Annotated in this window: 10 protein-coding genes; 2 read left to right on the plus strand and 8 right to left on the minus strand. The window is 33.9% G+C overall.

Annotated features, from left to right (window positions below; translation table 11 throughout):
• The coding region (locus RM520_RS00005; protein WP_311386538.1) for an SdrD B-like domain-containing protein at positions 1 to 1,624 on the plus strand (1,624 nt) is incomplete at its 5' end.
• Between the two features lie 135 nt (positions 1,625 to 1,759).
• Here the strand turns inward: RM520_RS00005 and RM520_RS00010 are convergent.
• From RM520_RS00010 to RM520_RS00035, 6 genes are all read right to left on the minus strand, one after another.
• Complete coding sequence (locus RM520_RS00010; protein ID WP_311386539.1) at positions 1,760 to 1,942, minus strand: CPXCG motif-containing cysteine-rich protein; 183 nt, start codon at positions 1,940 to 1,942, stop codon at positions 1,760 to 1,762.
• A gap of 3 nt (positions 1,943 to 1,945) precedes the next feature.
• Positions 1,946 to 3,298, minus strand: coding sequence for a TolC family protein (locus RM520_RS00015; RefSeq protein WP_311386540.1), 1,353 nt, complete (start codon positions 3,296 to 3,298; stop codon positions 1,946 to 1,948).
• A complete protein-coding gene (locus RM520_RS00020; RefSeq protein ID WP_311386541.1) occupies positions 3,298 to 6,576 on the minus strand; it encodes an efflux RND transporter permease subunit in 3,279 nt (1,092 codons plus the stop codon). The genes RM520_RS00015 and RM520_RS00020 overlap by 1 nt, the downstream gene beginning before the upstream one ends.
• Positions 6,573 to 7,709, minus strand: coding sequence for an efflux RND transporter periplasmic adaptor subunit (locus RM520_RS00025; protein WP_311386542.1), 1,137 nt, complete (start codon positions 7,707 to 7,709; stop codon positions 6,573 to 6,575). The genes RM520_RS00020 and RM520_RS00025 overlap by 4 nt, the downstream gene beginning before the upstream one ends.
• Before the next feature lie 155 nt (positions 7,710 to 7,864).
• On the minus strand, positions 7,865 to 8,758 hold the full coding sequence (locus tag RM520_RS00030) for a leucine-rich repeat domain-containing protein (RefSeq protein ID WP_311386543.1): 894 nt from the start codon (positions 8,756 to 8,758) through the stop codon (positions 7,865 to 7,867).
• 144 nt (positions 8,759 to 8,902) lie between these two features.
• Entirely contained in the window at positions 8,903 to 10,810 is a 1,908-nt protein-coding gene (locus RM520_RS00035) for an ABC-F family ATP-binding cassette domain-containing protein (RefSeq protein WP_311386544.1), read from the minus strand.
• A gap of 65 nt (positions 10,811 to 10,875) precedes the next feature.
• Between RM520_RS00035 and RM520_RS00040 the strand changes: the two genes are divergently transcribed.
• A complete protein-coding gene (locus RM520_RS00040) occupies positions 10,876 to 11,265 on the plus strand; it encodes a DUF983 domain-containing protein (RefSeq protein ID WP_311386545.1) in 390 nt (129 codons plus the stop codon).
• On the opposite strand, the gene RM520_RS00045 is transcribed toward RM520_RS00040, so the two are convergent.
• On the minus strand, positions 11,253 to 12,308 hold the full coding sequence (locus RM520_RS00045; RefSeq protein WP_311386546.1) for an NAD(P)/FAD-dependent oxidoreductase: 1,056 nt from the start codon (positions 12,306 to 12,308) through the stop codon (positions 11,253 to 11,255). The genes RM520_RS00040 and RM520_RS00045 overlap by 13 nt on opposite strands.
• A gap of 126 nt (positions 12,309 to 12,434) precedes the next feature.
• Entirely contained in the window at positions 12,435 to 13,337 is a 903-nt protein-coding gene (gene porN / locus RM520_RS00050) for a type IX secretion system ring subunit PorN/GldN (protein ID WP_311383652.1), read from the minus strand.
• Between the last annotated feature and the right edge of the window lie 2 nt (positions 13,338 to 13,339).

Raw genomic sequence — 13,339 nt, forward strand, 5'->3', positions numbered from 1 at the left:
GGATGTAGTTACTGAAACTACAGTTTGTGAAGGTGCTGAGTACACTTGGGATTTCAATAATGAAACCTATACTGCTGCTGATAGCCCTGTAGTGTTAGATCTTACTGATGACAATGGTTGCCCTTATACGGCTACTTTGACCATCAATGAGTATCCTGTTACTCCGGATGAGACTATAGAAGAAACCGTTTGTGAAGGTGAAGTATTTACCTATGAAGGTAATGAGTACAATGCTGGATCTTATGAGTTCCCTCAAACTGATGATAACGGTTGTACTTACCTAATCACTCTTATTGTAAATGAATTTGACGCAACTATGGTTAGCGCAGGTGATGACGTTACAATTTGTATAGGTGACGAAATCATGTTGACGGCTAGCGGAGATGGAACATTTGAATGGTCTACTGGTGACACTGGACCTTCTATAATTGTATCTCCATCTATTGATACCACCTATACTGTTACGGCTACATCTGAAGAAGGATGTGCAGCAGAAGACACAGTAGAAGTATTTGTAGATGAAAAAGTTACTGTCGGTGATTATGTATTTGAAGATGCCAATTTTAATGGTATGCAAGATGAAATGGATACTGGAGTAAATGGTATAACAGTTATGCTTTATTCTTGTTCCGATCAAGGAAATACTAATGGTATGTTTATTGACAGCATAGTCACTACAAACAATCCAATTACTGGAGAACCTGGGTATTATTCTTTTGAAGTTTGTCCTAATAGTGGACCGTACTACTTAACCTTTAGTGATATACCTAAAGACTATGAGTTTACCGGTGCTAATGTTGGTGACGATGCACTTGACTCTGATGCTAATTCTGGAGGTGTTACTGACTGTTTTGAAATTGGTGACATGGATGATACAACTAGAGATGCTGGTATTGTTAACCCAAGTTGTAGAATAACTATTGGTAACAAAATTTTACCAAAATATCCTGCAAATACTTGGATTGAACAAAATAGTGATACTGCTTGTATAGGTGATAGTTTCTTGCTATGGGCTGCAAAAGACCCAAGTAACTTTGGTAACTCTTCTACTTACAATGGTGAGGATTTTGTAGGCTACACGTTTACATATACAACACCAACTGGTGATATAACTACATACTCAGATTCATCTCAAAGTAGTTATAGATTTGAAGTGTTAGGTCTTGATGAAGAAGATTTTGGTATCTATACCATTACTTATTCTGGCCCTGATGGCTGTGCAGGTATAATGGAGTTTGAATTAACTCTAGGTGATGAGTGTCTTGAAGATGGAACTAGACCATCAGATTTTGCTCCAATCAATCCTATTGCATCAATTTTCCCTGTTCCTGCAACTTCAGGTAGTACTTTGACAATTGTTATTAATACCGAGAATGGTAGAATTAATACTAACTCTGATCTTAATAGTGTTAATCTAAGTGCGATGCTTCCTGCTAATAAAGAAAATATTGGAATTTCTTTATTTGACAAAAATGGTAGAATGGTAAATCCGGTTAGGACTTACGATATTACTAAAGGAAGTGATGTTGTTGAATATCCATTAGAATATCTTTCAAGTGGAACATATATCCTTAGGGTAGATGGCAAGGATTGGTCAGATAGCAAACAAGTAATCATTAAATAGAAAGTTGATTACAAGTATATAATTCAGAAGCCCTGTCAATTATTGGCGGGGCTTTTTTATTGCAAGAAACTATTGATATACTTTTATTTCTAAAAGCTTAAAAAAGCTTGATTCAACTAAAATATTGCGGATTACTCATTGTTCAATATCTACAGCTTCAAAACTCTCTAATTGATTTTCTATAAATCGAGGGTTTACTTCTATAGGATTGCAACATACTTCGCAATCCTCCACATAAGTCTGATTTGAAATGGAACTATCAAGTAACATTGATATTTCTTCCCAGCAATAAGGGCATTGAAAAAAATGTTCAAACATTCTTTACAATTTGGTATTTAAAAGCTGACCTGCTAATTGCAGAAGTTGTAACTCGGCTAGCTTAGCATTATACTTTGCTAAATTTTTACTAGTATTTGCGTTGAGCAAATTTAATTGGGCTTGTCTAAGTTCAACGGAAGTTATCTGTCCTAACTTATATTGTTCGTTTGAACGGTTATAGTTATTTGTGGCTGTATTCACATTCTGTTCCTGTAAATGAAATATCTCTAAACGATTTTCGAAATCACCTTTAGCGTTGGCAATATCTCGTTTGACCTCTTGTTCTATCTGCTCTTGCAAAGTATCTTGGGTATCTAGTAAAATCTTTGCGTTTTTTACTTGAGTAATTCCACTTCCCCCATCAAATAAATTCCAAGTAAGATTTGCACCAACTCCAAGTGAAAGAGTCGAGTTATTTGTACCTGGAAAGAATGCAGAAGCGGCACTTTGATTTAAATTCCATCCGTAAGAACCTGTCAATCCAATGGTAGGTAAAAAGACTGATTTACTTGCTTTCAAAGTATAATCATTTATTATCATATTTTTCTCAGCTTGTAAAAGTCTAATATTATTACTCTCAGCCTCTAGTAAATATTCTTGCAATTTTAATTCATTGATAAAAGTGATAGTGGTATCTACCGTAAAATTTTCGGTTAAATCTCTATTGATTAGTAAATTCAAATCACGCCGGGTATTTTTTAAGGTCTGCCTTTCATTCATTAAATTAATACTATCATTTACCAAATCAACTTGTGCATTTAGAACATCTAATTTATTCGTTTGACCATAATCAAAACTATATTCCGCCCTGCGAAGCCTGTTTTTCGTATTTTTAAACGTTTGACTAAGTACAGAAACATTCTCTGAAAGTCTTGCCATTTCAAAATATACCGTAAATAATTGTAGCATTGTATTTTCAATGGTTTCGCGAGCCTGAAGTTCAGATAAGTTATACTCTTCGTTTAATCGTTTGTAGTTATACCATCTACCCAAGCCATCAAAAAGTGTATAATTTAAATTCAATCCACCATTATAACGCTGATTTTCCGCCTTTTCAATTTCCACATCGGGTCTAGGTGTTCCGTCTTCTAATAACTGACCAGGAAATTCAATTGTACTATCATCACGACCATAATTTGCGCCTGCTGTGGCGGATAAAGCTGGTAAAAATCCTGAGTTTAAAATATTACTATTATTCTCTGCGATTTTTACATTATTATTAGCAATTATAACTCCAAAATTGTTATTTAAAGCTAACTGAACCGCTTGTTCTTTTGTTAATAAAGGGGTTTGCGCTACAAGCGTATAGGTTAATGTAAATAGAGCTGCTATTAGTGAGAAGGTTTTTATTTGCATTATAAAATTTCTTCTAGTTCTGTTGAATTATTATTTCTTGAGGCACTCAAATCCTTTGTTACTTGACTATCACTAGTAGACATGTGAGCTTCATCAGCTTGTTCTTTTATAGCTCTTTCAACTTCTTCCTTAGTAATTTTGTTACCGGTACCTAGCCATTTAACTCCAACCTTAACATTATTACTAAAAGAAAGAAATATAGGAAGCATTATTAAAGTCAGAATAGTTGCAAAACCGATACCATAAGCAATAGAAATAGCCATAGGTTTTAGAAACTGAGCTTGCCGACTTTTTTCAAGTAATAGTGGTGCTAGCCCTGCAATGGTAGTTATACTTGTTAAGAAAATTGCACGAAATCTAGAACGCCCTGCTTGATAAAGAGCTTCGTCAAATTTCATTCCTTCACGTAGGTTTCCATTAAATTTTCCGATAAGCACCAATCCATCATTTACCATTATTCCTATTAATGCAATAATTCCAAGCATTGAAAGTATATTAATTGGAAAATTATGAATCCAATGTCCCCATGCTACCGCAGTTAAACTAAACGGTACCAATAGAAGTAATAGCATTGGTTGACTGAAACTTCTAAAAGTGAAAGCGATCGTAACATAAATCAAGAAGAACACCGCCAACCCGACAAAATTCAAAGAATCCATTAATTTATTACGCTCTCTATTTTGACCTTCATAAGATGCAGTAACTGAAGGATATCTTGATTGAATATCAGGCATAACCTCTTCTTTTATCCAAGTTAAAATATCTGGAGCACTAGTGGTCTCAGCATCCTTTAAATCCGAAGTTATTCTTATCTCACGTTGCCCTTCTAAATGATTAATTGCTACATCTCCTCGTGAGATACTATAATCCGCAATCTCTTTTAAGGGCACTCTCGCTCCGTTAGGTGTTGCTATTCGCATTTCATCTAAATCTGTAATAGAAGACCTATTTTCACGATCATAGCGAACCCAAACTCTAATTTCATCTTGACCACGTTGAAAACGTTGCGCTTGCGTTCCAAAAAAACCAGCTCTTACTTGGTTCATAATGGTACGTAAATCTAAGCCTAATAAATAGGCGTTTTCTTTTAGTTCTAATTGTATTTCTTTTATACCTGCGGGGTCATTATCAGCCACATCCTTTAACAAATCATTACTCACCATAGCCGCTTTTAATTCTGTTTTAGCAGCTTTCAATTCTTGAATATTATTACCTAATAGTGAAACAGAAACCGGATCTCCGCCAAAATTACCACCTGAGCCATAAATTAAACTTTCTACCCCTATAATCGGGCCAACTAGTTCTCTCAAACGATTGGTAACCAAATCTGAACGAACAGCATCAGGTCTTTCTTCACCTGGTAATAAATTAATGATTAATGAAGCAGATGATGAACCTGGACCTAAATTTTTAATCATATTTTCAAAGAGCATCTTATCGGCTCCTTTCAAATATTTATCGGTTAGTTCTTCATTAACTATGATAGCCTTTTCCTCAATCATACTAATTATAGAATCTGTAACATTTTCATTAGTACCATTAGGCATTAAAAGCTCAACAGCAATACGATCACTTGCGATTCTTGGAAAAAAAGCTGTTCTTATAATACCACCGCCAACTGAGCCAAAGGTTAAAAACAATGCCATTACAAACAAAGCAAAAGTCAATAGCTTATATTTCAATGCGAAATCGAGCATTGGACTGTATAATTTATCACGCATCCAAGCCATGGCTTGATCACCCGATTGATTGATAACCCGTAATTTAGAAAACAATTTTCCAATTCCTTTTTTTGGTTTATCATTCTGTTTTTGTAACGCTTTTGAATGGGCCAAGTGAGCAGGTAGTATGATAAGTGCTTCAACTAAAGAAACAACAAGTGTTAAAATCACTATGACGGAAACCTCTCCGAAGAAATCTCCAATTCTACCATCTAAAAACAAGAAAATTGAAAAGGCCAAAATTGTAGTAATAATTGCAGATACTATTGGCGGAATCACTTCCATTGTGCCATCTACAGCTGCTTGAATTGGGCTTTTACCTTTTTCATAATGCTGATAAATATTCTCGGCAATTACAATACCGTCATCTACTAAAATACCAATCACAATAATCATCCCAAAAAGGGATAAAACATTAATAGTGACATTAAAAAAAGGAGCAAACACAAACATTCCTAAAAATGCTATAGGTAAACCAAAAGCAACCCAAAAAGCCAACCTTGTGTTCAAAAATAAAGACAGGAAAAGTAGCACTAAAATCATTCCCATGATAGCATTCTCCGTCAACAAAGCAGTTCTTTGAGTGAGTGTAATTGACAAATCGCTCACAACACTTAGGCGAACATTGTTATACTTTTGATTAAAGTCTTCTATATACTCTTTTACTTTTTCTGCAGAACCTATTAAATCTTCGGTATTAGTGCTTGTTATAGTAACATTTACAGCTAAATCTCCATTAAAATATGTTGCATTCGGTGTTTCGCTAAAACGATCTCTTATCGTAGCAACATCTTTTAAACGAACTGTTCTGCCAGATGCATCACTTCGCACAATTATATTTGAAAGCTCATTACCGTAATAAGACCTGTTGTTAGCTCGAATTAAATATTCTTCTGTGTTGGTTTTAATATTACCTCCAGTTACGAGAATATTAGCATTGGCAACAGCTTGCGAAACCTCGGTAAAAGAAATATTGTAAGCAAGTAAGCTGTTTTCATTAACTGCAATTTCAATTTCTTCTTCTGGATATCCAGAAATACTTATTTGAGAAATTCCATCAATTGCCCTTAAATCATTTTCGACTTGTCTGCCGATTTGTTTTAAAGTAGCTAAAGAAATATTTTCTCCACTTACACCAAAACTAATTGTTTGGCGAACCGCGTCTAATTTTGAAACTACCAGAGGCTCCATTCCTGTTGGAAAAGTAGGCACCCTATCTACGGCATTTTTAACTTCTAAGAGCATGAAATCAATGTCTTGACCTTTTTCAATTTCAACATTGATAGAACCCGAATTTTCTCTGGAAGTTGATGTTACCCTGTCTACCCCTTGAAGTCCTTTAAGATTGTCCTCAATTTTCAATACAATACCTTCTTCGATTTCTTGAGGAGAAGCACCAGGATAGGTTATTGTTATTAGAACATTCTTAGATTCTGTTAAAGGAAAAAACGAAGATTTTAATGTATAGGCACCAACAACACCAAAGACTAAAAATGCGAGAATTATCACATTAACCGCAACGTGATACTTGATAAAATACTCTATTACCTTTCTCATTTTTTGGTTTTATCAGAAGTATTAACACCATACACCTTAACTAACATACCTGCATAAGCTCCAGCAACTGGTTTTGAAACAATTAATTCTCCTTCAGGGACATCTTTCAAAACCACTGTTTTATCTGAAAAATAAACTGGTGAAACATTAATGACATCTAAAATGGAATCTCGAAGCACAAAAATTTGATTATTATCAGTAAGCAAGGCCCTATCTACTTCGATAGCATCATTCTCATTCTTTGCATTTAGATTAGCTTCTAAATATTGACCTTCTTTTAAGTCCTCACCTTTAACTTCTATGAAAGCAGTTATTGTTTGCGTTGCTTGATCTACTCTTCCATTGATTCGTGAAACACGGCCCGTGTATGTTCTTGTTTTTTCAAGATTAGATAATGAAACCTCTTCTCCTAATTTTAAAAAATCTGCATAAGACTTACTAATAGCAACCTCTAATTCATAGGTGCCGACCTTTATAAATTCACCCAATTTTTGACCTGTTCTAACCAAAGTACCTTCTGTCACAAGGGCCTCTGTTAACACACCACTAAATGGCGCTGAAATAATATATTTAGAAAGTCTTTGTTCTAAATTTTTTACATTGTAATAACTACTGAAAATTCCTCGTCCAGTTATAAAATACTTTTCTTTTTCAGATTCTATTTCAGGTAATTTAGGAGTAGTCTTTTCTAAGTCAAAATTGATTACGTAGTCTTGCCATTTTGAGAAATCTTCTGGATAATCCAATTGCAAATCTGGCATTATCGAAGTAACTAAATTATACAAATTACTTTTTGCCGATTGAACACTAGCATAATATTCTGAGGCATCAATTCTAACTAAAGCTTGGCCTGCACGATACTGTTGACCTGTTTTAAAGAGCTGTCTTCCTTTTTTTAAAACGCCTTGAACTTCAGCATATATTTCTACACGTTCTTTAGCCATTAGAGTTCCATTTGCCGGAACTTTTATAGCTACCGCGCCATTTTGAACCGTGTCAATGAAAACCGTTTTTATTACTTTTTTTGGAACTGGTCGGCGATTGACCTTACTATCAGCAATTAGTTTAGATCCATAAATAGAGCCAGCTATAATTGCCAATCCTAATAGGATTGAAAGAATAATTTTTCGCATCAATAAAGTTGATTAGTTTTTGCAAAACTATCGCCAACTACTAGAGTTATTGGTTAAATATTTCATAAATGTTTAAACACTTTTAGCAAAGTTTAAAACAAAAAAAGGGGACACACCTCTGCGTCCCCGAACCAAACAAACTAAAGTATAACTAACTACTCATTATTGTCATCATCTTCAAATTTAGTGTCCGCCATACGAGTGCGAACACGTTCTAAATCAAATTCTTTATAAGGCTGTAATGATTTATCATCAGTATCAAAAACCAAAAACTGTCTGGTGTCAATACTTTGAAGCCCTTTAAAAGATTTGAATCTATTATTTTGAATCTGTAATATTTTGAGACTAGCCAATTGCCCAAATTCAGTTGGTATATCACCACCGAGTTGATTATTAGCTAAAACAAGTTCTTTTAATTTTGTAAGCTTACCCATTTCTTGAGGAATAGCTCCTTCAAGTGAATTTTCAAATAAACCTAAGATTTCTAATTTACTAAGATTACCAATTGATATAGGTATTGTTCCTTTGAGATTATTACTTGATAAGTTCAATATTTTTAATCCTTTTATATTACCTAAACCCTCTGGTATAGGACCTGATAAAAAATTATTAAACAGTGATAACTCTTCCAAGTCATTTAAACTACCAATACCTGATGGAATTGCTCCTTTAATCCGATTCATTTCCAGTTTTAAAACTTTAAGATTCTTAAGTTCTACTATGTCTTTTGGAAGAACACCGGTGATGCTATTGAAAGCTAAATTCAAATGAGTTAAATATTTTAAATCACCAATACTCTCTGGTATTGTTCCATTCAAATTATTATTAAATAGGTTAATACTAACTACATGTTTATCAACCACTTCGACACCATTCCACTGTTCTATTGGAGAGGTAAAATCCCATGTATTGCTCCAATTTACACCATTAGTACTCTCAAATAAGTCAATCAAGGCTTTCTTCTCTTGAGATAAAATAGTCTCAGAGTCTTCAGCTTTAGCAGTAAAAAGCACTAAAATTGAAAATAGTAATGTGAAGATTGATTTCATACAAAAACTAGATTTATAAGAATTTACCTACAAATTAACAAGAAGACTACGAGTAAGCCAATTATTTTCGGTGTAATTCAATAAATTTGTTGTGAAAATGAAAAAACCTGTGGTTTAGTAGGTTTATTCTTACTTTTTAATGATTTAGGCGGCTTCTATTTCGTTAGAAACAACTTCCCATTTCTCCATCAGTTCTTCTAATTGTCTCTTAGCTCCATGGTATTTATCAAAGAAACTGGAATCTGAAACCGTATTCTCATAGTCCATTAGTAGTTTATGATCAAATTCTGCGATTTCTTTTTCAAGAGTCGTTATCTTTTTTTCAACGTTACTCAACTTATTCTGTAAAGCCTTTTTACGCTTTTGAAGCTCATAGTCATTTTGTGGCTTTCCGCTTTTGGACTCGTTTTTAACCTTCTCCTTTAATTCAATCTTTCTGAAATTTTCTGCATTTCGTTGTTCCAAGTAATAATCGATATCACCCAAATACTCTTTTATATTTCCATCTTTAAACTCATAAACCTTGTCTGTTAAGCCTTGAAGAAAATCACGATCATGTGAAACTAAGATTAAAGTCCCTCCGAAATTCTGTAGTGCTTGTTTTAAAACGTTTTTTGATTTTATGTCCAAATGATTTGTTGGCTCATCCATTATTAAAACGTTCAATGGTTGTAAAAGCATTTTTGCTAATGCCAAACGATTTCGTTCACCACCCGACAATACTTTCACGTATTTTTCAGCCTCATCACCTCTAAATAAAAAGGATCCTAATATATCCCTTACTTTACTTCTATTCTTTTCATTTGCAGCATCAATCATAGTATCTAGTACGGTTTTATTACCATCTAAATACTCGGCTTGATTCTGAGCAAAATAACCAATCTCAACATTATGTCCTATTTTTAAATGCCCACCATAATCAAGTTCGCCTACCATGATTTTCGCCAACGTAGTTTTGCCTTGTCCATTTTGACCAACAAATGCGGTTTTACTTCCACGTTCGACTAAAAGGTTGATATTATTTAGAACTTCCTTTTCCCCATAATGTTTGGATAAATTGATAACTTCAGAAACTACCTTACCCGGAGTAATAGAGATAGGAAAGCGCAATTTCATTACACTATTGTCATCTTCATCTACTTCAATTCTATCTATTTTATCTAATTTTTTAATTAAAGACTGAGCCATTGAAGCTTTTGAGGCCTTTGCTCTAAACTTTTCAATCAGCTTTTCAGTTTGTTGAATTTGCTTTTCCTGGTTTTTTAGAGCATTAAGTTGTTGTTCTTTGATTTCAGCTCTTTGAACTAAATATTTAGAATAAGGTTTATTATAATCATAGATTCTCCCCAATGATATTTCAATCGTACGATTTGTTACATTATCTAGAAACATTTTATCGTGAGAAACAATCACGACGGCGCCCGAGTAGTTCCTTAAAAATTGTTCCAACCAAATAATTGATTCAATATCTAAATGATTGGTAGGCTCATCTAAAAGTAAAACATCATTGTTTTGAAGTAAAAGTTTAGCAAGTTCAATACGCATACGCCATCCACCTGAAAAGGTTTCAGTGACTTTAGTAAAATCATCCCTTTTAAAACCTAAACCCTGAAGTACTTTTTCCGTATCACCCTGGTAATTATATCCTCCTAAAATTTCATAATGTTGGGATACGTCATTCAAATCAATCATTAATTGATTGTAACTTTCACTTTCATAGTCAGTACGTTCAGCCAGTTGGGTATTAATGTGCTCAAGTTTTGCCTCAAGTTCTTTTATTTCTTCAAAAGCTTGATAGGCTTCATCAAGCACCGTTCTGCCCTGTTCAAAGTCAATATCTTGTTTTAAAAATCCAATCTTTACTTCTTTATCTGATGCAATTGTACCTGAATCAGCTTCCATCTCTTTACTTAACAATTTAAGTAAGGTAGATTTTCCAGCTCCATTTTTTCCAATTAAACCAACACGGTCTCCTGAATTTAAACGAAAGGCAATCTCTTCAAATAGATATTCTCCTCCAAAGGCGACCGAAAGATTATGAATGTTCAACATGCTTTGTGATGAATGTTACAGATTAAAATAAGGTGAATTCGTAATTTTGTTTAAAACCGCTGCAAATGTTAAAAAAAGGAAGCAAACTCTACAGTATTTTAACAGGAACTTGTCCTAAGTGTCAAAACGAGAGTATGTATAAAAGTAAAAATCCGTATCATTTATCACAGTTGTTTCAAATGCATGAGCGTTGCTCAAAATGTGGCACTAAATATAAAATAGAACCTTCGTTCTTTTATGGGTCAATGTATGTTAGTTATGGGGTCGGAATTGCATTCGCCGTAGCTGCTTTTGTTATCTCATTCTTACTTATAGGAACCACCTTGGTTAATACCTTTATCGCCATTGTAATGACAATGATTTTATTCATGCCTGTAATCATTAGACTTTCACGAAATATTTGGATTAATATTTTTATGAAATATGACCCTAAACTCAAAAATCAAGGGGTATAATATTTTTTAGTGAATCTTGAAATATTCATCTCAGCATCTAGTTCTTCGTCATTTTCAATGTAAGCGTATAAATTTTGGGATGCACTAGGCGCAATAAGAACACCTCTAGAACCAAAACCATTTAAAAGGTATAAACTTTTGTATTTAGGATGTTCGCCTATCAGAGGTCTTCTATCTGCAACAGTAGGTCTAACACCGGCAACATGAGAAACTATCTCATAGTCACATTTTAAAAATGTATTTAACTTATCAAGTAATTCATTCTTTGCAGCGTCGGTAGGTACGTTGGTTTTATCTTTCCATTTATAAGTTGAACCTACTCGATATAAATCTTCTCCTAAAGGAATTATGAAAACTGAAGACTTTATTACAGCTTCTTCTTTAAGTTCTGGTGCTTTTATTGTTAATAATTCTCCTTTTGTTCCGTTTAGAGGAAGGTATGAGAAGTAAGGATTTTGCTTTAAGCCATAACCTTCAGCAAACACAATCTTTTTGGCTTGAATATCTTTATAGTTGATACATTCGTCTTTTAGTTCTAAATGAGCATAATCAATTGACTCGTTCAGTAAAGAACTTTTATCTAATAAATATTCTTGGTATTTCTTTATAAGTACTTTAGTATCTACTCTACCAGTATACTGCACTTCTCCATAGCCCAACGAAGCCTCGATATGAGGGTTTTGATTTTCTTTAATTTTTGTATTTAAAAAATAATCTAAATCAGGTTTATCTGTAGCTTCAAACCAAAGATTTTGTTCTTCAATGGATGCAAAACGTCTTAAAACTGGGAGTTTATAATCTAATTGGGTCTGTAATTTTTTTTCTAATTCTTGATAAAAAGGTATGGCTAAATCCATTTGTGAACGGGCATTCCATGCCATTGTAAACCTTTTTAAAATAACTGGATTATATAATCCTCCAGCAACAATGGAAGCCCGTTGTGAATTATCATTTATTACTTGAAACGATTTCCCATGTTTTTCTAACTGTTCACAAAAAGATATTCCGGCAAGACCTAAACCTACTACCAAGTAATCTAGCATGTAACAAAAATAACTATTGTTTAATTCTTCTGAAAAAGAGAACCTTATTTAAAGGAACAAAAAAACGCCTCAGCTTTTGCTGAGGCGTTATTCTATAATGAATTGGAAATTCTAATTTAATTTGGCTTAATAAGCCCACATGTCTTGCTCCCTATCACGAATAGTTTCTTTAATTCTATTTGCTTCAAGTAATTGGAATAAGGCATTATCAAAAATGTAATCATCAATTTTACGGTCACCATGAACGTTATCTTCTTTGTAGATAACTCCGTTAAACCTTCTTGCATTCAACAACATATCATATGTTATTGGTTGCGCAGAGTTTCGGTTATTAAAAACCTTTGCCTCATGTAGTATTTGTCTGGCACTTGGGTACCATACCCAAAACAGTTCTACTTTATTGGCATTTGGATCAACAGATTCGTCGTCTATAAAGTTAACATCTGGTGCAACGGGAGCAATACCTAACAATCTGTATTTAAGCTCACCTTGACGTTTGTCAAAAAACCAGATACCTTTTATACGATACTCTTCAATATCAGCTGCATCAAGATCTCTCTTATTGATAAACTCTTCAGAGATTTCTTCACCAGCGTTATATTGCTCGTATCCTAAATCAGTAGTATCTACTTTTTGTAGCGTTGCAGTCAAATCTCCAAACTTTCTCTTTTCAGTGAAATAAGAGTCCGTGTACACGTCAGTCAGTTTTCCTTCTTTGATGTTTTTCATCAAAACATGATATAAAGACCTTCTGTCCGCCCCGATACCTATAGTATCAGTTGGGTAATACAACGGGAAGTTGACACGCTCATCCAAGTCAATGGTTTCCCATACTGTTTTAGACCAGAGAATATCTCTATCGTCAACATAACCGTATGCTAAAGGAGCATCGTTATCTTGAGCTACCTGCTCTTCAGTTTTTATTCCAATCTCCTCTGGCTTTTTAGCATTTAAAATATTTGCTTGTGCCATCATCGATATAGGTAAAAAACCTACCGCAACAATTACCAAAACATTTTTCCAATTCATAA

It is taken from the genome of Croceitalea vernalis (genome assembly GCF_031846405.1).
Lineage (GTDB): Bacteria > Bacteroidota > Bacteroidia > Flavobacteriales > Flavobacteriaceae > Croceitalea > Croceitalea vernalis.